Here is a 21,916-nt window from a genome sequence, read left to right as displayed (position 1 = left end):
TTACGGTTAATTGCCGCTGGAATAAGCGTGCGCTGGTTACCACTAAACGGAAGACAGAGGACTGTAAACGTGTAAACGGCTTTTAGTTAAGCCGGGGGTCAACGGGGTAGTTGGAGAGTACTTTATACTGCCCGCCCATGCGTTTCAGGATACCGCGCCAGAGCTGATCGGCGGGGGTATCGAACAGGAAATTCCCGTCGGTCTGGGTGATGATCCAGGTTTTCTCGTCGAGTTCGCGGCTCAGTTGGCCCGCTTCCCAGCCCGAATACCCGATAAAAAAACGGGCATCGTTCTCGGTGAGCGTACCGATGTTGAGCGCCTGTTTCACCTGCTCGAAGTTGCCGCTCCAGTAGATACCCTCGCCCAGCGGAATCGAATTGTCGATCAAATCGGGGCGGCGATGCACATAATGCAGGGTGTCGGGCTGCACGGGGCCACCCACAAATAGGGGTATATCGGCGTAGACGTCGTCGATTACATCGCTCACATGCAGCGTGGTGCTCTGATTCAGGATCAGGCCAAAGGTGCCGTCGTGTTCGGTGTGCTCGCAGATAACCACCACACTTCGCTCGAAGTTGGCATCGCCCAGAAACGGTTCGGCGATTAACAGGCTATTGCGGGCAATGGTGGTTGTGTTCATGGTTGTCTCGGCTGGCGCTTAGCAAGAATACGGCAATCCTGATTGACGGGCTGCGTATGGCCTGAAAAATTAGCAACAGGCCTATCGAAATACAAGACCGACCCGTTTTTCGGTCAATTGGCCTAGTAGCGGGCGTAGTAACGTAACCGCGTTCTGCCGGGTTTTGTCGAGAATGCCGCTTTGCAGCGCCGAGGTTTTCACCTGCGCTTCGGCCCGGCGGTAGGCATCGCTCACCAGTTGCGCTTCGTTCAGAAACGTGTATTGCGTATCGTAGACCCGCGACCGCTGATGGTTGATTTTCCAGACGCACACCTCCGGAGCGGGCAGGCGCAGTGTCAACGAATCCCCTTGTGTGATAACGTCGTCGGGCGTGATTTTCGTGAGGTCGATGCAGCCAACGGCCTCCCCTTCGATGATGAGCACGGCCCGCGAGTTAGGCAGAATGGCATTGACCTGCTCGTGCTCCACGATGTCTTTAAAGGTGTAGCGCACCAGTTCGAGTTTGCCTAGCGCCGTGACGCGTTCGAGCACCACACTGTGCGTCGTATGGTCGGGTTGCCGGGTGAAACGAGCCATAAACGGGGCGGTACGTACCTGCTCCCAAACGGCCAGCAACCCAACAACAAGAAGCCCCCACAAACCGAGGCGAATAAGTCGATTCATGGGGGCAAGATAGCCGGTAAACGCAAATGATGCGGATTCTTGACCAACCCGATTTATGGCTCCTGTCGCAGTTGGTCGCGCACATCCATCAAGGCAAAGCCAAGCAGATTTAGTCCATTCCACTGACTGGGATTCGCGGCCCGTTCGTCTGAAGCAGCCAACCCAATACCCCAAATTAGATCAACCGGGCTCGCTTCGACTAAAACCCGATCGTTGGTATTGATCAGAAACGTTTTAAGGGCTTCGTGCTGGCTGAATTTATGTTTATTACCCTGCACGACTACCTCGTACCGACGGTCATTCCAGACCATATCGTCGAAGCCACGTACCTGCCGACCGATCTGTTTGGCTTCGCCGGGCGATTTGGCAGCGATCACTCGCTGGAAGGCTTCCGTGTCGTTGAACAGGGCCGCTTTCTGGGCCATCATCCAGTGTTCAGCCGTAGCGTACCGGATGCCCTCAACCTCGAAAGGCGATTCCCACCACTGGCTAAAGCACGATGCCGTTAGCTCGCCATTTTTCGCGGGTTGATGCCCCCAAAAGAAGAGAAACTTGAGCTTCTGCTTCCGCTGAAAATCGGCAATGAGTGAGTCGATGGTGTAAGACATAATGATCGGTTATTGCTGCTGCCAAGTTAGTTGAAAGACAGCTATCATCCCTTTTATACCAGCCTTTCTATCAGTGAGTTAAACAAACTTTTTCGTCATGCAAACCACAATAAACTGGTCTTATCCCGCCGCCAGGGTTAGCAGCGGATGCCCAGCCTTGATAGGTCGTAATCGCCCCTGTTCGTCGGTCAGGCCCATCTTAATGAGCCAGGCCTCAAACTCGGGCGCGGGACGGCGATCGAGCACTTGCCGAACATATTGCGCATCATGAAAACTGGTGCTTTGGTAGTGCAGCATCACGTCGTCGGCACCAGGCAGCCCCATCACGAAGGTTACGCCCGCCGCACCAAGCAGCGTCAGCAGCGTGTCCATATCGTCCTGATCGGCTTCGGCGTGGTTGGTATAACAGACATCGACACCCATTGGCAGACCCAGCAGTTTTCCGCAGAAATGATCTTCCAGCCCCGCCCGGATAATTTGTTTGCCATCGTAGAGGTACTCGGGCCCGATGAACCCGACGACCGAATTGACCAGCAGTGGGTCGAACGCCCGCGCGACGGCATAGGCCCGCGCCTCGCAGGTTTGCTGATCGACGCCGTGGTGCGCGTTGGCCGAGAGCGCGCTCCCCTGCCCCGTCTCGAAATACATCACGTTTTGCCCGACCGTGCCGCGCCCCAGCGACAGCGTGGCGTCGTAGCCTTCACGCAGCAGGGCAAGATCAACGCCGAACGATCGGTTGACGGCTTCGGTGCCGCCAATACTCTGAAACGCCAGATCGACCGGTGCCCCCTGCTCGATGGCCCGGAGTGTGGTGGTCAGGTGGCTCAGCACGCAGGTTTGGGTTGGGATAGCCAGCCGTTCACGTACCTGATCGAGCATTCGGAGCAGGTTGATCGTCTGAGGTACGTTGTCGGTGGCCGGGTTCACACCAATGACCGCGTCGCCGGCCCCGTAGCAAAGTCCGTCGATGAGGCTGGCCGTGATGCCGCGCAGGTCGTCGGTGGGGTGATTGGGTTGCAGGCGCGTATGAAACCGGCCCGGCCCGCCCAGTGGGGTCCCCAGTGTATTCCGAAAGCGGGTGACGATATGGCAATTCCGCGCCACGCTGATCAAATCCTGATTTCGCATCAGCTTCGATACCGCCGCGGCCATTTCGGGCGTGATGCCCCAACCCCGCCGGGTCGAGGCAAGCTGTACCTGAGCCAATTGGTCCGGCCCCGCCATCAGCAGCCAGTCGCGGAAGCCGCCGACGGTGAGGTGGCTGATAGGCGCAAACGCGGCCCGGTCGTGGCTGTCGATAATGAGCCGGGTAACCTCGTCCTGCTCGTAGGGAATGACAGCTTCGTTGAGGAACGTACCCAGGGGCAGGTCGGCCAGGGTCATCTGCGCCGCCACGCGCTCTTCGGCCGAGTGTGCCGCCAGCCCCGCCAGTTCGTCGCCCGACCGCAACGGCGACGCCCGCGCCAGCAGCGTTTTCAGGTTACTGAAGGTGTAGGTACATTGGCCGATGACGTGGCGGTACATGAATTTCGTTTGACGTTTAGTGTTTGTCGTTTTGACGTTAATTACTGTCTCAGCGAGACTAACCTCAAACTACAAACACCAAACGTCAAACTACAACTGCCAAAGCGTTATTTTTACTTTACCATTGCCCCGCTTCCAATGACTGAACGGACCACCTTTTTTGAAACCCGGCTCGAATACCTCAAAGGCATCGGCCCCCAGCGGGCTGAATTGCTGAATAAAGAACTGCACCTGTTTACCGTTGCCGACCTGATCCAGTACTTCCCGTATCGCTACGAAGACCGGACCCGGTTCTACACGATCAATGAACTGATGGAGTCGATGCCGTCGGCGCAGGTACGGGGCCGGATTCGCGACTGGCATACCGAAGGGGAAGGCCCGAAAAAACGGCTTGTCGCCTCCTTTACTGACGGTACCGGCACGATGGACCTGGTGTGGTTTCAGGGGCTGACGTGGGTGGAGAAAAACCTGCGGCGTGATGGCGAATACGTGGCGTTTGGCAAACCGCAGGAGTTCCAGAGCAAATTCAGCATTGTCCATCCCGAACTCGACGCCGTGCGCGCCGATGCCGAACCTGACGCCAGCCTGACGCCCGTTTATAACCTGACCGACAAGCTGCGCAAACGCTTCATCGACAACAAGGTGATGGCGAAAGCGATGCGCTCGCTGCTTGAAAACGCCTGGCCGCATATCCACGAAACGCTGCCCGCTTCCCTGATCGACAAGTTTCGGCTGGTGGGCAAGCGCGAGGCGATGTGGAACATTCACCTGCCCCAAAGCACCGCCTGGCTACGGCAGGCCGAACGCCGCCTGAAGTTTGAAGAGTTGTTCTATAATCAGTTGCGACTGATTTCGAACAAGCTGATCCAGAAGGAAGAGCACCCCGGCCAGATTTTCCAGAAAACGAGCCTGCTGACGCATTTCTATAAGCACCTGCTGCCGTTTCCGCTCACGGGCGCCCAACAGCGCGTGCTGCGCGAAATTCATAAGGATTGCCTCACGGGGCGGCAGATGAATCGACTGTTGCAGGGCGACGTAGGCAGCGGCAAAACGATCGTGGCCTTTATCACAATGCTGCTGGCCATCGACAACGGTGCGCAGGCGTGCCTCATGGCCCCCACCGAAATTCTGGCCGATCAGCACTACAACGGGCTAAAACCCTACGCCGACGCAATGGGACTGAACCTGGGCATTCTGACGGGCAGCACCAAAACCAAACGCCGAAAGGTGCTGCACGAAGAACTGCAATCGGGGCAGATGCACATCATTGTGGGCACCCACGCCCTGCTCGAAGACGTGGTGCAGTTCCGTAATCTGGGCCTGTGCATTATCGACGAACAGCACCGCTTCGGCGTGGCGCAACGGGCCAAAATGTGGGCTAAAAACCCGGTGGTGCCGCCGCACATTTTGGTCATGACGGCCACGCCCATCCCGCGCACGCTGGCCATGACGCTCTACGGGAACCTCGATATTTCGATTATCGACGAACTGCCCGCCGGCCGGAAGCCCATCAAAACAGTGCATAAGTTCGACAAGCACCGCGCCGAGGTCTTTGGTTTCATGCGGCAGCAGATCGAATTGGGGCGACAGGTGTATGTGGTGTATCCGTTGATCGAGGAATCGGAAACGCTCGATTATAAAGACCTCACCGATGGCCACGAGAGCATTCAGCGGGCGTTTCCGCAGCCCAAATACCAGGTGGGCATTCTGCACGGTAAGATGGACGCCTTCAGTAAAGACTACGAGATGACCCGCTTTGCCAAAGGCGAAACGCAGATTCTGGTCGCCACGACGGTGATCGAGGTGGGCGTGAACGTACCCAACGCCAGTGTGATGGTAATCGAAAGCGCCGAGCGGTTTGGCCTGTCGCAGTTGCATCAGTTGCGGGGACGCGTGGGGCGAGGTGCCGAGCAGAGCTATTGTGTGCTGATGACCGACTACAAACTCAGCAGCGATACCAAAACGCGCCTGGAAACGATGGTGCGGACCAACAATGGCTTCGAAATTGCCGACGTCGACCTGCAACTGCGCGGCCCTGGTGATCTGGCCGGTACGCAGCAAAGTGGCCTTACTGACCTGCGTCTCGCCGATCTGGCCAAAGATGGCGCCGTGCTCACCGCCGCCCGCGAATCGGCTCAGATGATCCTGGAAGCCGACCCCAATCTGGTCTTACCCGAAAACGCCCCTATCCGTAACCACGTCGACGCGGTTGGCCGCACCAAATCCGACTGGAGCCGGATTAGCTGATGGAACAGCGAGCCAGCCGTCGTTCTATCCGTCTGAAAGAGTACGATTACGCGTCCGATGGCGCTTACTTCGTCACGATCTGTACCCAGCACAAAGAAGACCGCTTCGGATACATTGCCCATGACGAAATGGTGCTCAACGAAGCTGGACGTATGATTGAAGGGCGGATTTTGGCCATCCCCTCCCAGTTTCCAGGTACGTCGATTGGGGCATACGTGGTCATGCCCAATCACGTCCATTTTATTATTGCCGTAGGGGCAGCCCATCGTGGCTGCCCGCCCCCAGAAGCCATCCCCCATTCCCACAAAGAATCCACCCAACTCGTTGACAGCCATACCGACGCCGATTGGCTACAGTATTCTGTATTCGGAAGACCCGATGAAGGGGAGATGGGTGATCATTCTGTTAATGAAGATGATGGGCTGAAGGTGGGCAGCCACGATGGGCTGCCCCTACTACCGGATATGGTGGGCTGGTTCAAGGCCAGTTCGACGAACTATTACATCAAGGGCGTCAAAGAAGGGCGATACCCAGCCTTTGACCGACGACTCTGGCAACGAAACTATTACGAGCACATCATCCGGACAGACTCTGCCTACAACAATATCTGCGAGTACATTGATACGAATCCGCAACGTTGGGAACAGGATCGGTTGCGTTGATTTTGCCTAAGCCTACACCCCCAGTCGCTGTGCCTCCTCAAGCAGGCGGTCTTTGTCGATGGGCACGACGCCGACGCTCTCGCAGACGAGTCCGCCGCCGAGGTTCGATAGGGCGGCAATGCGGCGGGGGGCTTGCTGTAGAGCTACGCAACAGGCGGCCACGCTGATGACCGTATCGCCCGCGCCCGACACATCGGCAATCTTGCGCACGTGGGCGGGGAGTTGGTCCCGCTGCCCGTCGAGATCGATATAGACGCCACGTTCAGACAAGGTAATGAGCGTACCCGCGAGCCTCATCCGGTCTTTAAGCTGTTGCACTACGCGGGCCAACTCGCCGGGCTGATCCACGTTAAAATCGACTTTGAGGCCTTCTTTCAACTCTTTCAGATTGGGCTTGAACAGCGTCACGTGCTCGTAATCGAGAAAATGGCGCTTCTTCGGATCGACCACCGTGGGTACGTTATGCGCATTGGCAAAGGCCGTAACGGCGGCGATGACGTCGCGGTTCAGCACGCCCTTGTCGTAGTCTTCAAACAGTACCACGTGGCAGGTCGGAATGAGCGCCTTTGCCGTTTCGATCAGTTGAGTACGTTCGTCGGGGGTGATGTAGGCGTCGGTTTCGGTATCGACCCGCACCACCTGCTGCGACCCGGCAATGATGCGCTCTTTAATAGTCGTGATGCGCGACGCCGACCGGATGAGCCCGTCGCAATTGAGGCCCCGTTCGGTGAGTTGCTGGTGAAGCTGATCCCCCGCCTGATCGGTACCGATCACCGAGCAAACCACGGCTTCGGCTCCCAGTGCCTGCACATTCAGGAGCACATTACCCGCCCCCCCCAGCCGCACTTCGCGGCGTTGTACGGTCACCACCGGCACCGGCGCTTCGGGCGAAATTCGGTCGACGCGGCCCCACACGTAGGCATCGAGCATCACGTCGCCAATGACCAGTACGCGCAGGCGGTTGAATTGGGTAAACAGATCGGGGAGGGGGAGTACAGATGAAAACGACATGCCGCAAAGATAAGGGCTATCGGCCGTTGCAGAACCCCGAAATGGAGGCAGGTAGACCAGGCTTCGACAGCTACCGACATACTACGCGATTGGCTACGTAGAAACCCGCATTTTTCAATATCCTCCGTTTGGTAACTTCCTGTACAGGTGCAACGATCGCTTTACTTTCCGGTAAACTGTCTGGGAATAGATCAATTTTAATCGGTAAGTAACACTCTTGAAGCAGCCTTCTACCTTACTGGTAATCAGTGGGTTTTGTGACATTTGACGGTTCAAAACCACGGGTTTATGAAGCCGCATCTGATCGTCAAACTGCACCGCCCCGTTGCGCAACGGCTGCCGCCCTGGCAAGACGCCCTGACGACGTTGGTAGGGGCGTTGCCCGATCGGCTGGTGCCCGGTATCGACGAGTTGCTGGCGGCGGCGCAGCTACCCGTGATAGTCACGAGCGAGCACCGGCCGGCCTCGGGCGGGGCGTGGTCGGACGAGGAAGTTGCCAGCGGCATCAATCGTATTTACCGGCTCATTCTGAAGCAAAACCAGGCGATCCCACCGCGGCTTATCGATCAGATTCAGCTCCTGCCCGACGTCGAATACGTGCGGCTTGGCGGTATCGGTGAAAGCCCGCTGCCCGACCGGCAGGTCACCGCCCAGAGCGTTCGACCCGAGCGAAAACCCGACCCGTTGCACATCGGCGAGGCGCAGCGTTATTCCACCGGCGACCCCACCATCCGCATTGCTATTCTCGATACGGGCATCGATACGGAGCACCCCGAAATCAAACACGCGCTGGGGCCGGGCATGGACTTCGTCAACATCATCGACGGCGCTAACGAGTTTATCGGCGATTTTCTGGACTATGACGAAGCCCCCGGCGACGAGGTAGGCCATGGCACGCACGTGGCGGGCATTGTAGCTGGCATGGGCCGACAAATGCCCGTGGGCGTGGTGCCCAACTGCAAACTGCTGCCCGTGCGGGTGCTGGGAGCCATGCGCAACGGCAACGACGTAGTGGGCGCCGGCCTGATCGACAACATCAACACGGGCATCAAATGGGCGGTCGATCAGGGCGTCGATCTGATCAACATGAGCCTGGGCATTCGGCACGATGGCGGCGGGCTACCCCACGCCGAAGTGATCGATTACGCCCTGCGCAAAGGTGTAACGGTGGTGGCCGCTTCGGGCAACGACGGCACCAAAGCCAGCTACTACCCCGGTGCCTTGCCGGGCGTGATTGCCGTGGGGGCCATCGATGAGCACGACGACATGGCCCCGTTTTCGACTTACGGCGAACAGGTGTCGTTTGTAGCACCTGGTACCAACATCTATAGCTCGTATCGGGAACATGGCTACGCCTTTGCGTCAGGTACGTCGCAGGCGGCCCCCTTCGTAACGGGCAGCATTGCGCTGCTGAAATCCTTTGCGCGAACGCGCCAACGAACGCTCACCGACCGGCAGGTAAAATACCTGCTGAAACGCACCGCCGACCGGCCCGACCAACGCCTGCGCACCGACCGCTGGGGCTACGGGCGTATTAACCTCCTCGACGCTGTGCGCCTGCTCGACTACAAACTTGGCGACTAACCACCGCCCCGATACTGGATTCTTATTCCCTTACTGACAATAAACGACATGATACACAACGGATTAAACGGAAAAACGGGCGCGTCGCTGTTCAAAAACGTTCGGCCGGCGTTCGACGGATTCGGATTTGGCGAGCAGCCCGACCCGAAGGTGCGCGAGGTGCTGGCGAACCTGGTGAAACAGCTTGCCACGGGGTTCCACGACGTACCCAGCGGCATTAACCGCGATCAGTTCGACAAGCTGAAAGACCGGCTAACGTACCTGGAAGACGAAAAGCGCAACGGTATTCAGGATGCCCAGAAGAAGCGGCGCGATGCGAGCAATGAACTGGGTAAGATCGAAAAGAAGCGAGTGGGTGTGCAGACAGAACTGGGGCGGCTGATGAAACAACTCGATCAATATGCTAAACGCCGTACCGCTGAGAAAACTGACGATGGCAGCATGGCCGTAATGGCGGCTGTTGCGGTCGATACGGAACTGGAAAAACTGAAGAAAGCCATTGCCGAAAAACAAGCTGAATCGGGCGAACTCGACCGCCAGTATATCGACGCGACCACCAGTCTCCGTAATGCCGAACAGCATTACCAGGCTCGGCTCGACAAAGTGCAGCTTGATCTGGACGAAACTCGGCGCAAACTGCAAGACGAAGAACAACGCCCCGCCGACGCCGATTACGGTAAGCGCTTTGATCTGTACCAGTTCGTGAAAGACCAGAATCCCGTAGGGCGCATCAAACTAAGCCGCAAAATCGGGAGCGACCCCAACCTGCATAGTCTGTATGTGGTGATGGAAGATCGGCTCGAAAACAGCCGGTTACCGTTCAACCCCTCACTGTTCTACGCCGAAGAAGACCTGCTGCGCTTTGCGTTTCTGCGGGCCTACTACCTCGACGGGCTGCGCGATGCCGACGCCATCGCCGAGCGCGTGGCCGACGAACGCGAGGGTGGTGCCAAACACATCTATGATTTCGTGGTCGAGCAGGTGGTTCGGCGCGTTGTGAGAGACCGTAAACTGAACTAATCACCATGAATCAGGATACCCTTAACCGCATTATCCGGGAAGCCCAGCGGGGCAACTTCTCCTTCTCAGACGCCACCTTCGCCGAAACCCTCACCGAGGTTGTCGACCGGTTTGTGTTCGATCAGGACAAATACGACCACGTCGACAAAACGTTCGACCGGTTCGGCGACAAGTTCAACCTGTCGTCCGACGAAAAAGAGGCGTTAGTCAACCTGCAAAAGGTCTCACCGTTTATCGACGACGAGGATACCGCCGAAACCTTCCTGCCCATTGCCCTCTATAACCTCCGCAACCGCAAGGTCGATCATAGAGCGCTGGCAAAGGGTGGCAAAGGCAAGCTGGGTTCGTCGGTAAAGTTTTTGTTTCAGACCTCGCGGGCGTCGCAGCAGATTAACCGGGCCAGCATCGAAAGCGCCGCCGATCTGTTCTACAGCATGGTCATCGGCGAAGAACTCGAAGTGTTCAACGCCGCCGATATGCTGCTGTCGAAACACCTCAGCTCCCGCCGGTATGCCATCCGGCTCAGTTCGCGCGAAACCATCGACGCCATCCGGCTCTATGACCGGGCGGGCCGGTTCGAAGACATCGAAACCGGCGCGCTCTACGATCGTAGCCAGGAACCCGACCGCATGCAGGACTACAAGATGCTCTTCAACTACGGACAGGTGATGGGTATCGACGAAGCCGACGTGAACACGGGCTTCCAGCCGCTCTGGGACACACTCATGATCGAGGTGGCCAAGTACATCGAGAAGGTAGAAAGCAGCACCACCTTCGAAAACGTCTCGAAAAACAACATTTTCCAGGCGATCGAAGATTTGCAGGTCAACCTGTCCGACTGGAGTTCAAGCTCGATCGAGGCGTCGGCGGGCCTGTACTACAAAGAGCTGGAGTTTATCTCGGCCCGTTTCTTCAACGACAAAGACATCCTGCAACAGGTGGGCCGCCGCGAACCGACCGACGTGGGTGTGCTGAAGCAACTCCTGGCTGACCTCAACGAAATGCGCAGTATGCCGTCGCAGCATGTGGATGGGCTGCTCAAAAAAGCCATGCTGGGTTACCAGATCATTATGGAGATTGCCCAGTACAGCCCGGCGCGTATGGACGATCACTTCGGCGAGTTCATCAGCATGGTACAGGCCTATTTCGTGGCGCAGGATCTGCTCGAACGGCAGCACAACGAAGCCATGCCAACGTACCCGGAGCCGGGCCGGATGAGTAGCCCTTATGCCCCACAGCAGGCCCCCATGCAGGACGATTTCAACTTCTAAGCCCGCCCCAGCCTTATGAACACCAGCAATCCGGCACAATACCAGCAGGCGCACTATGAACAGGCGCGGGCCAACGCCCGAACGGTGCTGGCTCTCAGCCCGTCGTTCCGCACCATGAGCCTCGACGAGCAGCGCAGCCTCTACAACAGTGTCGTCAACGACGAAATGCGCAAGCTGTCGGCCCCGCAATCGGCGTCGGTGGCGCGGGCAATGGCCGATGGCCCCGGCGCGGGCATGGGCTTCGGCGGCTACGACCCCGGTTTCGACAACAGCGTGGAAGCCTTCGATGAACTGGTCGATACGGTCAACTTCCCCAAGTTCGTGGCCGACCTGCTGAAAGGCGTTTTCGATGCCAACATGGTCGTCATGGACAAGCAGACGAAGGCCTACATCAAACTGATGAAAGAAGCAACCAAGAGCGTGGCCGAATTTATCAGGAATGTGAAGCCCGAAGCCGCCTTTGTCAAACTGGCCTCGGAAAACCGCGATCAGTACAACATCATGATGGAAAAAGGGGCCGATGGCTCCTCGAAGATGGTGCTGGCCAACCCCGAAGGGCAACCCGTTGATATGGAAGACAACGAGGTGAAAGCCAAAATCATGGACGCCACCATTGCCCTCGCCAAGGAAGAACGAGCCGCCATGCGCGAAGTGCTGCTCATGGGTGTGACACGGTTGGTTGTCGAGAAAGGCGAAATTGAAGCGGGCGTCGATTTCAGCATTACGGCCAAACGCCACAGCGATAAAGGCAATTCCAACACCAACATCAACAATTTCACCATGAACGCCGAATACGGCGGAGGCATTGCCAGTTGGTTTGGGGGGCCGTCGGGGTCGATTACCGAAACGAACACGAACATCAACGTCAGCACGTCGAATAAAGCGGCCGACGACGAGATGCAAGCTAAGTTGCGCGGGAAGGTCAACATCAAGTTCAAGACCGACTATTTCAAGCTCGACAACTTTGCCAACATGTATGCCGATGGGGGTATTCAGGCGCTGAAACAGGGCTCAGCGGGCGGGACTCCGGCAGCGGCACCCGCCGCACCCGGCCGATAAGCAATTCGCGCGATGGCACTAGCCTTTCTGACGTTCGACGGCTGCGACGACACGACCTGCCGGTTCCGGGCCGACATCGGCACGAATCGGCTGCATCGCTACGTAATCGGGCAGCAAAAGTCGATGCAGCATGGTATTGAACGGGTCGACGCGGTGGTGTATGAATCGCCACTGATCGAAGCCCCCGATGCCAATCCGCTACGGCCCGAATTCACGTTCGAGGTCGACGCTGCTCGGTTTACCGACGAAAATGGCCGCCGGGCGCGCTACCTGCAACTGTTCAGCTATGCCGATCAAACTGGCCGCGCCGAAGCCATCTCCGACGTAGTCACGGTCGAAACTCTGTTTCGGCTTCCCGATTCGCTGCGTTTACCCCGTCAACCGCAACCCCTGACAACCATGCAATCGACCTGTAACTGCCGCCAGACTACCGCCACACGCCCCATGACGTACCCGATGTCGTTGCTGGAATCGGCGATTCGGCCCGACGTACCTGACGACGCCACGTACCCAGCTTACACCAGCGGGCAGTCGTTGTCGCACGACGGCGTCCGGCGGATAGCCTGTGCTTATCAGGTAGCGCCGGTAAGCCGGGCTATGTTCTGGGATGCTCTGCTCGAAGCCGCCAAACTGCTGGTACCGGCGGTGGTCGGGGCGGTCAGTGGCGGGTCGGGGGCTGGCGGTGCCGGGCTGGGTAACGTATCGGGCCAGGATATTCTCCAGACCGTCACCCAAATTCTGAACGCCCTGGCGCCTACAACGCCCGCTTCGCCGGCCGCCATACCGGTGCCTGCTACGCCGACAACACCCGCAACCGGGACCACGCCCGCCGTAGCTCCACCAACTCCGGCCCCAACGGCGGCAGTAGCCCCGGCGCGGGCTGCCTCACTCAGCACGACGGGCCGGGCAACGTACCTGGGCGGCGCCTACGGCAGGCAGCTACCCCGTGCCCTGCGCGCCCAGCCCCGCGCAACCCGCGCTCGCTACGGGTCGGCCATGATCATCGACGGGGGGATACTGACCGGGCCATTGCTGGCGTCGCTGCTGGGGCCGGTGTTGCAACAGGCACCGCAGTTGTTGCAAACGGTGCTGGATAGCCCGTTGAAGCTGTTCAACGCCATTACGGCTCGAAAACTGGGTCAACAGCAGCTGGAACAGAATTACCTGACGGGGCTACTGGCTAACATCAGTCAGCGCGATCTGATGAACCGGTTGGTGGCCAGTGGCTTGCTGAGTCAACAACCCGCTACGGCGTTGTCGATGAGTGCTGCCGCGAGCCGGTCGCTGCAACTCGATTTCGCACTGACCAATCCCATTCAAGTCGCTGGCAAACCTCGCTTTGTCTTCATGGCGAACGGGGGCATTACGCTGCCACTGCAACTCATCAGTACGGGCGCGCCGCCCGCTTTTCCAAAACTGATCGTACAACTGCAACTAAAGGACAGCCGGACGCTGACTGTGCTGGCCGAAAAACGGTATCGCCTGAAAGACGTACCTACCAACGGTCTGCTACCGCTATCCCTTTCGCCCGACGAATTGCGGACTGTACCACGTAATCAGGACGTGCTGGTAGGAGCCAGCCTGATCTGGCAAACGCAAAGCGGCACCCGCACGGCCGGTACGTATAGCAACCAGTTTATCTACCTCTCCGATGGGTACATGCTCGATCGGGTTGGCGAGGAACTGGCTGCGCCGAAGCCCCTTAACAACCCCGTGGCGCACCGCGTGTTCTGGCATAAAGTCTGGGAAGGCGGGGGCGACAACCGGCGCTGGCAACTGGCCCTTACCGGTAAGTACCTGTACGTCTACGCCCCCACAGCCGATACCAACGGGCGGATGGAAACCAAATTCCAACTGAGCGACGAAGCCGTGAATGATACCGACCGGCTGACACTGGCTGGGAAACTGAAAACGGGCCTGGAAGTGTCGCCCAACGCCCTGAACGAACTGCTGCCCTCGCTGGGTGCCTATCCCTCGCTAACGTCTGGCCAACTCGCGGCCCTGCGCACCGACGACCTCGACCCGCAGATGAATCAGGAGGCGACCGCCCGGCTGGAACTGAAAGGCAAACGCGACGAGCGGGGCGTGCTGTGGGTGTATCCCGACGTAGTGGTGCATAGCGTTACCCTCGCCCGAATCAACCAGACCGATGCCAACGGGCAAGCCACGCAGACGCAGGCCGAAACGGTGGCATTTCCGCGTATACAAGCCTGCCATTTTGTGGGGGCTAAAACCGAATCCAACGGCTACTGACCAACCCGACCGATGACCTACTACCGCGCTTTTACAGACGACGAAACGACCGACGACTCGATTGACAAAACAGAGCCGACGCCCGTGCAGATCGATGGCTATCAGGTTGAGTTTGACCTGAAGGTGGCCCTGATGCCCGTTGAGGTAATTGCCTCGCCGCCAACCCCGCCCGCCCATGGAAACGCCCGTTATTGACGAAGCGCTGGTACCGCTGGGTAGCCTGGTCGACCTGCTGAGCGACTTACCCACCGACGGCTTCCGCGACGAGGCAGCTGGTGTGCACCTGCGCCCCACCTCGCTGACCGTCGAGATGCCGCTTGAATTGCAAATCCTGACCAACGCCGACGGCCGGGTTGTGCTGGGGAGTGCCCCACCCCTGTATGCGGTGGCCACGACACTGCTGCCGGTGTTTCACAACCTCCGGCTCACCATTGCCTTTGATGACCCTCAACAGCCGTAACCGATGGCAACCGACAATCAGGCCTGGAATCTTGAGTCCTTTCTCGACTCGCTGGTCGTGGAACTCGACAAAGCCCGCGAAACGCTGGCTGTGAAAGCCATTAACCGACCGCTGACCTACACGGTAAAGGATATGGCAATGGACCTGCACATCTTCCCGACCTACGATGGCGAGGAGGTGCGGTTCATTACGGCGCAGCCGGGGCAGGAAGGAGCGTCCAAACTGTCGGTGCAACTAGCCTCCATCACCGATCAGCAGGTACGTGCCACGTCGAAGAAGCCCGCTACGAAGGATGATGTCTCTATCGACATTGTCGACATGGATGCCGATACGAAGAAAACACTGCGGAAGATCGGTGTCACGTCGGTAAATGACCTTAAAGAGATCGAGCAGAAAAACGTCGATCTCGACAAAGTGTCGCCACAGAAAAAACTGAATTACAGTGATTTGCTGAATCGAATCGAAAAGGCGAAACGCGATAAGCTGGCCCGACCACGGGTGCAGTCGATCAGTCAGCAGCAGGTAGATGGACAGCCGGTACTTGTGCTGACGGGTGAGCATCTGGCCGTAAACCGGCAGTTTCCACCTGTAGCAGCCATCAACAACCGGCTTGTTAGCGTGGCCACGTCAACGCCCCGCGAGCTGCACCTGACCCTCGACCGCCAGACGTTGCGCGCGGGCGCCAACGACGTGGTGGTAACGCTCGATCCGTATTCGATCATCCGGTTAACCCTCAACCAGCCATGACCTTATCTCGCCGCCCCCCCCGCCCCAGTCGTCGCCAAAGCCTGCACGACGAGTACCGCCGATACATTGCGGGCCATTACGCCGCTACGCCCAAGGCTGTTCCGGTGATCAGCCGGGTAGAATCAGGGCATTTCGACACCGGCGTAAACGTGATGCTGTCGTACCGGCACGAGGTAACGTACCCAGCGCACGACGAATACACCGTCGCTACGGCCGCCGAACCGCCTTTTGTCGAATATGAAGTTGTGGGTGCTGCCGAACGCTACGGATCGATGCCGACTGCCAACGCTACCGGGTTTTACACCGCCGATTTATCAGGTCTGGCCGAAGTAGAAGCCTTCGAGGCAATCGCACCGACGCCGGTCGCCAAACCAGCGCATGCCCACGACGGCAGTTGCTGTCAGGAATGCGCCGATGCTGCACGGAACCAGCCGCCGCATCAGCAACCGGCTCCCCAGGCTGCCCCGCCAACGCCCGCTGTCCAGAGCAACAAACCGGGCGACGTACTGGCGGCGCTGTCTGACATGGCGCAGGCAGCCAGCCAAACAGGCGACGATGCCGATCAGCAATTCTTTGCCGATATGCAGGCCATCCTGTCGGGCGCGGCGCAACCCGAAAAAACGACCACGTCGAGCCGAACGGCCTCAACGGCAACGTACCCAGCCCAAGCAACAACACCCCCACAACCGCTCCCCACCGAGGCCGACAATCCGCACGCTATTTTCGACCGGATTGCCCAAAGCATGACCTATGCCAATGCCTACAACCTCGGTTCGTTTGACCTGGCCCAGCGGTTCGATGCCTTCGACCGGGAAGCCAGCGTGCCACCACCCGCCCAACCTGTTGCCAGAGCAACACCCACGCCCCCTACCCCACGCCCTCAACCCACCAACTGGGTCGAACCCAGCCCCACCGATTTCCTGCGCGACCTCGATCTGATGACGGTGGCCGTTCCGCCCGTCAGCAAGGCCACGTCGGAGCCTATCCCGCTCGACCCGGGCGTGGGTGGGCGATCCATTGCTCCGTCGGCGCTCAACCCCGGCGATCTGATTATTTCCACTACCCGCGACGACCGCATTTCGCGAGCGATCCGATCTGTGACGGGGTCGGAGGTGAGCCACGTGTCGATCTATGTAGGCGATGGCCCCGGCGGCATTCCCCAGATAATTCATGCCACCGAAGCGGGTGTGGAGCAATGGCCGCTCAGCGACCTGCTCGACGGCTCGACGCTGGCCGTGGCCTACCGCCATCCGCAGATGACTGCCGTCAATGCCGCCAAGGTGATCACGTTCCTGAACAGTGCGCTACGGACGCCCCACGCCTTCGATTATTGGGGCATGATTCAGGCGGCACCTTCGCAACTGCTGGCTACCTACTGCGATTCACTCCCCGGCCCACTTCGTACGGCCTGTCTGCAACACGCCCGGCAACTGCGGCCCGGCACCGACGAGAATAACCAGTTTTTCTGTTCGGAACTGGTCTTCAAAGCCCTACAGGCTGCCCAACTCAGCATCAGTACCGTACAGCCTTCGTGGAGTTCGCCGCAGGAGGTTGTCCGGCTGTTCTTCGACGGAATGCTCAACTACGTGGGGCACCTCAAAACGTTCTAAACTCCTGATCGCCATGACCATGCAAAGCCGCTTTCAACAAACCAACCGGCGACTGGCCACCAGCCAGAGCCGCTTCATTACCAGCCGCCAGCCTTATTCGACCGCCAAATTCATTGCCGGTTGTGCCCACACCCGACCCTATACACCGCCGCCCCGCAACCCCGCCGATGAACAGCAGAAAATCCAGTACCGGCTCTATGTGGCCAACCGCCTGGCAAGTGTGCTGTTTCAGGAATGCGTAGCGCCCGAGGCCGTTGTTCGTGCCTATAACGTACTGGCTGAAGCGGCCTATTACACCCTGCAGCAGATTGGCGCGGCAGGCAACGTACCCGCACCTTCGGGTGATGGTGCCGCCTGGTTCGATGCCTACGGGCAGGTGGCCGACCAGCTAATCGTGGGTAACAACGAGGTCGACGGCCGGATTCCGGCTTCCGTACGGCAGGCAGTCGATACGGCCTTCCGCGACCGCTACGTGCAGGCTAAGCAAGGACAGACCGCAGCCCAATCGCTCTGGCGCGACATCTCGCCGGTGGGCTATAACCGTGCCTTTAGCGTCAATAATCTGAGCGTTTCGTCGGCCGGTGTCGACTTTGTGAAGCAGTTTGAAGGGTTCAGTTCATCGCTGTATAACGACCCCGCTGGTCACTGCACCATCGGCTACGGGCATCTGGTACACCGGGGCAATTGCAACGGCAGCGAGTCGGCCGAATTCCGGGCGGGCATCACCGAAGCCCGCGGGACCGAACTCCTCCGCGATTCGCTTCGCAGCTTTGAAACATCGGTGAACACCAACGTAAAAGTGACGCTCAATCAGGCGCAGTTCGATTCGCTGGTGAGCTTCAGCTACAACGTAGGGACTGGTGCTTTCCAAAGCTCGACGCTGCTGAAAAAACTGAATACGGGCGACTACGCGGCTGTTCCTACCGAAATGAAACGGTGGGTCAATGGCGGCGGCAAAGTGCTGCCCGGTCTGGTGCGTCGGCGCGAAGCCGAGGGTAATCTGTTCTCGTCGGGGAGCTACAGCACCACAAACAGCTGGCGCATGAATGGCTACGGCGGGGCGTTCGGCGATGCTGTGCTCGACGATATCGAAAGCGGCGAGCGCGAAGATGGCGGCATGTCGTTTTCGGCGTCGGCGACCGTACCGGCCTATTGCCCCATCAACACGGCGTCGTCGGCCAGTTCGGCGCATTTCAGTCAGGGTGAGTTCGAGTCGCACGACGGCGTAGCTATCCCCACCAGTATTCTGGGCAACGTGCAAAACCTGATGAATCAACTGGAAGTGCTACGGGCCGAAGTGGGCGTACCTATCAAGGTGGTGTCGGGGTACCGGTCGCCGGGGCAAAACGCCAGCGTGGGCGGCAAGAGCCAAAGTCGCCACATGTGCGGGCAGGCCGCCGACATTCAGGTACGTGACATGACACCCCCCGACGTACACGCGACGATCGAACGCCTCATCGCCGCCGGTAAAATGCAACAGGGCGGCCTGGGCCTTTACAACACCTTTGTCCACTACGACACCCGAGGCACCAAAGCCCGGTGGAATGGGTAGGAAATCAGTTCAAGGTTCAAGTAGTTCAAAGTCCAAGGTTGGCTCACGCGTCTTACTCAAGTGTGAGCCAACCTTGGACTTTGAACTACTTGAACCTTGAACTGATTTCAAATTCGCTGAATGAGCTCGTTGACTTTGTGAATTTCTTCGCGGCCAGCGATGTGGTCGATGATGGCGATGGCGTGTTCGCGGCCGTTTTCGATAAACACTTTTTCGGTGTAAATACCTGCCATGACCGTACCGCAGACATACAGCCCAGGTACGTTGGTCTCGAACGTCTGCCGGTCGTATACCGGAATCTGCGTCTCGGGATCAAGGTCAACGCCGCAACGGGTTAGTAGCTCGGCATCGGGGGTGTAGCCCGTCAGCATGAGTACAAAATCGGCGGGAATCGTCTGGGTTTCGCCTGTTTTCAGGTTGTGCATCCGGACGTAGTCGGGCCCGATACGCGTTACGCAGCTATCGAAGGCGGTTTTGATCTTGCCCTCTTTCACCCGGTTTTTCACGTCGGGAATGAGCCAGTATTTCACCGTCGGCTTAAAATCTTCGCCCCGGTGCACTACCGTCACGTCTACGTTGTGGCGGTACAATTCGAGCGCTGCTTCAACGGCCGAGTTGGCGGCCCCCACAATCACCACCTTCGTAAACGAGTACTGGAAGGGTTCGTCGTAATAATGGCTGACGTGCGCCTGCTCTTCACCGGGGATACCCAGCCAACGCGGCTTATCGAAATAGCCCGTTGCCAGAATGACTTTATAAGCCTGAAACGTGTCGCCGGTGGTGGTCGTGATAATGAACAGATCCCCCTGTTTGTGCACCTTCTGGACTTCCGTGAACACCTTCGTATTCAGCTTGAAATAGGCCGCTACTTTGCGGTAATACTGCAACGCTTCGTTGCGGTTGGCCTTCACGCCCGAAATCGGGAACGGAATTCCGCCGATTTCAATGTTTTCGGCCGTCGAGAAAAAGCGCATCAGTTTCGGATACCGCCGAATCGACTCGGTAATGCTGCCTTTTTCCAGAATAAGGTGGGTCAGGCCGCTCTTGGCGGCTTCAATGCCCGCTGCCAGTCCGCAGGGGCCACCACCCACAATGATGACATCGTAAGGGTGTTCGCTTGTATTCATATCGGCTGTATTACGCTCAGATGGATATAAGGCTAACGCAAAATCAGCGCGGAAAGGTCGAGGGGTAAGGAATGTACAATGCACGATGTGTAATGTACAATGCACAATGTATAATGTACAATGGGTGTTGCCACGCCTAACTGTGCATTATACATCGTACTGTGTACATTGTACATCGTGCATTGTACACAGTACATCGTACAGTCACTTTATACGCCGGAAGGTGATTGGCGCGCATCCGCCGGGGCCGATGGTGATGGTCACCAGAGCGGGGCTGCACCCATCGACGATACCGGGTTGCGGCAGGAGCAGGGCGTAGAGATAGCGCGTTTGTTCGACCAAACCATGATTCTGAAGGGGCGGCAGCGTATTGCCCGGCAAAGTCGCCACCAGATCAACGTCGGGCGTGATAGTCGCCAGCCGGGTGCCACCTGTGTAGAGACTACTGCTACTTTGCGGCGTATCGAACAACACAAACGCCACCTGATCGCCCGAATTCACCTGGTTGAGCAGCACCCGTACGTCGGGTAGCAAATCGCCAGCGCAGAGGGTAAGCGCATCGGGTGTATCCAGGAAAGGTTGCGGACAAGGGTCGTTGGTAGGCGCTTCAACCACCACAATGTCGTAGGCTTCGCAGCCCGTTTCCAGGTCTTTTACCACAATGGTGTAGCTTCCTTCTTTCGACACAATCGGAGAAGGATCGGTGCTGGTAAAGCCGTCGGGGCCCATCCACACGAATAGCGGCGTGGTGGCGTCGGTTTCTACCGACAGCATCACCGAACACGTTTTGCAGGGCATAGCCCCACCCTGCGCGGCAATCAGTGGCGGCGGCACGGGACTTTGAAGCACACGGGCGGGATTCGACGCATCGACACAGCCGTTGGCAAACGTAACGATGGCCCGGTAAATCCCCGGTGCGCTGACGGTGAGCGTAGTGCCTTCGCCCGCTGTGCCCCAGGGGCCTGTCCACAGAACAGAACTGTAACGACCCGTGATGGTAGCCGTTAGGGTAACCGTCGGGGTGTTGCAGCTCAGCGCCCCCTGATTGACCGACACGACACCCGGACGCTGATCGCTGGCGACCGTTGCCGTAGTAGCGGTACCCCAGCAGCTACCGAGGCGGCCAGTAAGCGTGTAGGTACCGGGTTGACTCACCGTTATGGACGTGCCATTAGTTGGGGTTGGGCTACCAGTACGCCACCACGAATAGGTGGTGCCCGGTGTGGGGTTGGTCAGGCTCAGCGTGACATGGTGGTCGGTGCAGGTCAGGGTTGTCGAGTGAGGCGTCATCTCCATAGAGACACTCGGAAAAACCGTAACGGTCGTCTGGGTGGATACACGGCAGGTCAGATCATCGGGGGTAGGATAAAGCAACCCGTAGACGTAATAAACGATGGTCGCCCCCGTGGTGTTGGTTGTTGGCAGGCTGGCCAGCGATGCCGTAACGGTGCTGCCCGATGGATTGGTAAGTGCATACGTACCTGGCGGACTGCCGCCCAGCGGGGTGCCGCCCGTATACATAGCCGTGCCCGACTGGGGGCTGCTAAAATAAACCAGCCGCAGACTATCGGTGGGAGCCGTGTTGGTGGTAACCAGTTGCAGACCGGGCAGGACGCCACCGGCGCATACCGATAGCGTGTTGACAGGCGTCGTCAGGGTTGGGCATCCTGCCAGACGGGCGGCGACGTTGCTTGTGTGTGAAGTACTTGCGGCGACCTGCGCCCAAACCGGGAAGCTAGCTATCAGGAGCAAAATGACTAGCCAACTTCGCAAGGCCATCCCCCAGCGGACGGTTGCGTACTCGTTTTTCATGTGAGGCTGTACTATGTAAATAGGCTGTACTTAGGCAGATAGGTCGATCGATTCAGCGTCGATTGG

19 protein-coding genes are annotated in these 21,916 nt (G+C 58.4%); 12 read left to right on the top strand and 7 right to left on the bottom strand.

The genetic code is table 11. From position 1 onward, the window contains the following. Positions 1 to 82: 82 nt before the first annotated feature. The 4 genes from ACAW74_RS13950 to ACAW74_RS13935 all read right to left on the bottom strand — a co-directional run bounded on the left by ACAW74_RS13950 (position 83) and on the right by ACAW74_RS13935 (position 3,435). Positions 83 to 640, bottom strand: a complete 558-nt coding sequence (locus ACAW74_RS13950; protein ID WP_015330274.1) for a YqgE/AlgH family protein — start codon at positions 638 to 640, stop codon at positions 83 to 85. Positions 641 to 721: 81 nt separating this feature from the next. Next, positions 722 to 1,303 carry a DUF4230 domain-containing protein gene (locus tag ACAW74_RS13945; RefSeq protein ID WP_370698819.1) on the bottom strand — a complete coding sequence of 194 codons (582 nt, stop codon included), beginning with the start codon at positions 1,301 to 1,303 and terminating at the stop codon, positions 722 to 724. 53 nt (positions 1,304 to 1,356) lie between these two features. Next, positions 1,357 to 1,911 (bottom strand): riboflavin biosynthesis intermediates N-glycosidase, encoded by a 555-nt coding sequence (ybiA, locus tag ACAW74_RS13940; RefSeq protein ID WP_370698818.1) that lies wholly within the window; start codon positions 1,909 to 1,911, stop codon positions 1,357 to 1,359. Between the two features lie 120 nt (positions 1,912 to 2,031). Further along, on the bottom strand, positions 2,032 to 3,435 hold the full coding sequence (locus ACAW74_RS13935) for an ethanolamine ammonia-lyase subunit EutB (protein WP_370698817.1): 1,404 nt from the start codon (positions 3,433 to 3,435) through the stop codon (positions 2,032 to 2,034). A gap of 138 nt (positions 3,436 to 3,573) precedes the next feature. Here ACAW74_RS13935 and recG point away from each other — a divergent pair, with 138 nt between their 5' ends. Both recG and ACAW74_RS13925 read left to right on the top strand, forming a co-directional pair. Next, on the top strand, positions 3,574 to 5,682 hold the full coding sequence (gene recG / locus ACAW74_RS13930) for an ATP-dependent DNA helicase RecG (RefSeq protein ID WP_370698816.1): 2,109 nt from the start codon (positions 3,574 to 3,576) through the stop codon (positions 5,680 to 5,682). Further along, the gene (locus ACAW74_RS13925) at positions 5,682 to 6,344 is read left to right on the top strand and encodes a transposase (RefSeq protein WP_370698815.1); all 663 of its coding nucleotides are present in this window, start codon (positions 5,682 to 5,684) and stop codon (positions 6,342 to 6,344) included. Before recG ends, ACAW74_RS13925 begins: the two co-directional genes overlap by 1 nt. A 12-nt stretch (positions 6,345 to 6,356) precedes the next feature. Here the strand turns inward: ACAW74_RS13925 and ACAW74_RS13920 are convergent, their stop codons facing one another. After that, the gene (locus tag ACAW74_RS13920; protein ID WP_370698814.1) at positions 6,357 to 7,355 is read right to left on the bottom strand and encodes a bifunctional heptose 7-phosphate kinase/heptose 1-phosphate adenyltransferase; all 999 of its coding nucleotides are present in this window, start codon (positions 7,353 to 7,355) and stop codon (positions 6,357 to 6,359) included. Between the two features lie 288 nt (positions 7,356 to 7,643). On the opposite strand from ACAW74_RS13920, the gene ACAW74_RS13915 reads away from it, so the two are divergent. The 10 genes from ACAW74_RS13915 to ACAW74_RS13870 are packed head-to-tail and all read left to right on the top strand — an operon-like array spanning position 7,644 to position 18,911. Further along, entirely contained in the window at positions 7,644 to 8,939 is a 1,296-nt protein-coding gene (locus ACAW74_RS13915; protein WP_370698813.1) for a S8 family peptidase, read from the top strand. Positions 8,940 to 8,987: 48 nt separating this feature from the next. Further along, positions 8,988 to 9,959, top strand: a complete 972-nt coding sequence (locus tag ACAW74_RS13910) for a GumC domain-containing protein (RefSeq protein WP_370698812.1) — start codon at positions 8,988 to 8,990, stop codon at positions 9,957 to 9,959. A gap of 5 nt (positions 9,960 to 9,964) precedes the next feature. Further along, positions 9,965 to 11,230, top strand: a complete 1,266-nt coding sequence (locus ACAW74_RS13905) for a hypothetical protein (protein ID WP_370698811.1) — start codon at positions 9,965 to 9,967, stop codon at positions 11,228 to 11,230. A gap of 15 nt (positions 11,231 to 11,245) precedes the next feature. Next, positions 11,246 to 12,289 (top strand): hypothetical protein, encoded by a 1,044-nt coding sequence (locus tag ACAW74_RS13900; protein ID WP_370698810.1) that lies wholly within the window; start codon positions 11,246 to 11,248, stop codon positions 12,287 to 12,289. 12 nt (positions 12,290 to 12,301) lie between these two features. Then, positions 12,302 to 14,542, top strand: a complete 2,241-nt coding sequence (locus ACAW74_RS13895; RefSeq protein WP_370698809.1) for a hypothetical protein — start codon at positions 12,302 to 12,304, stop codon at positions 14,540 to 14,542. Positions 14,543 to 14,554: 12 nt separating this feature from the next. Continuing rightward, positions 14,555 to 14,737: a hypothetical protein gene (locus tag ACAW74_RS13890; RefSeq protein ID WP_370698808.1), complete on the top strand. Its 183-nt coding sequence runs from the start codon at positions 14,555 to 14,557 to the stop codon at positions 14,735 to 14,737. Then, positions 14,718 to 15,002 carry a hypothetical protein gene (locus ACAW74_RS13885; protein ID WP_370698807.1) on the top strand — a complete coding sequence of 95 codons (285 nt, stop codon included), beginning with the start codon at positions 14,718 to 14,720 and terminating at the stop codon, positions 15,000 to 15,002. Before ACAW74_RS13890 ends, ACAW74_RS13885 begins: the two co-directional genes overlap by 20 nt. A 3-nt stretch (positions 15,003 to 15,005) precedes the next feature. After that, positions 15,006 to 15,749, top strand: coding sequence for a hypothetical protein (locus tag ACAW74_RS13880; protein WP_370698806.1), 744 nt, complete (start codon positions 15,006 to 15,008; stop codon positions 15,747 to 15,749). Then, the gene (locus ACAW74_RS13875; RefSeq protein WP_370698805.1) at positions 15,746 to 17,359 is read left to right on the top strand and encodes a YiiX/YebB-like N1pC/P60 family cysteine hydrolase; all 1,614 of its coding nucleotides are present in this window, start codon (positions 15,746 to 15,748) and stop codon (positions 17,357 to 17,359) included. The genes ACAW74_RS13880 and ACAW74_RS13875 overlap by 4 nt, the downstream gene beginning before the upstream one ends. A 19-nt stretch (positions 17,360 to 17,378) precedes the next feature. After that, entirely contained in the window at positions 17,379 to 18,911 is a 1,533-nt protein-coding gene (locus ACAW74_RS13870; protein WP_370698804.1) for a glycoside hydrolase family protein, read from the top strand. 107 nt (positions 18,912 to 19,018) lie between these two features. Here the strand turns inward: ACAW74_RS13870 and ACAW74_RS13865 are convergent, their stop codons facing one another. Both ACAW74_RS13865 and ACAW74_RS13860 read right to left on the bottom strand, forming a co-directional pair. Then, positions 19,019 to 20,038 (bottom strand): YpdA family putative bacillithiol disulfide reductase, encoded by a 1,020-nt coding sequence (locus ACAW74_RS13865; RefSeq protein ID WP_370698803.1) that lies wholly within the window; start codon positions 20,036 to 20,038, stop codon positions 19,019 to 19,021. A 204-nt stretch (positions 20,039 to 20,242) separates the two neighbouring features. Next, positions 20,243 to 21,850, bottom strand: coding sequence for a hypothetical protein (locus ACAW74_RS13860; protein ID WP_370698802.1), 1,608 nt, complete (start codon positions 21,848 to 21,850; stop codon positions 20,243 to 20,245). Positions 21,851 to 21,916 lie beyond the last annotated feature (66 nt).

The organism is Fibrella musci (assembly GCF_041321105.1).
GTDB lineage: Bacteria > Bacteroidota > Bacteroidia > Cytophagales > Spirosomataceae > Fibrella > Fibrella musci.
Note: the sequence above shows the minus strand (reverse complement) of the source record. Positions and strands in the feature narration are given on the sequence as shown.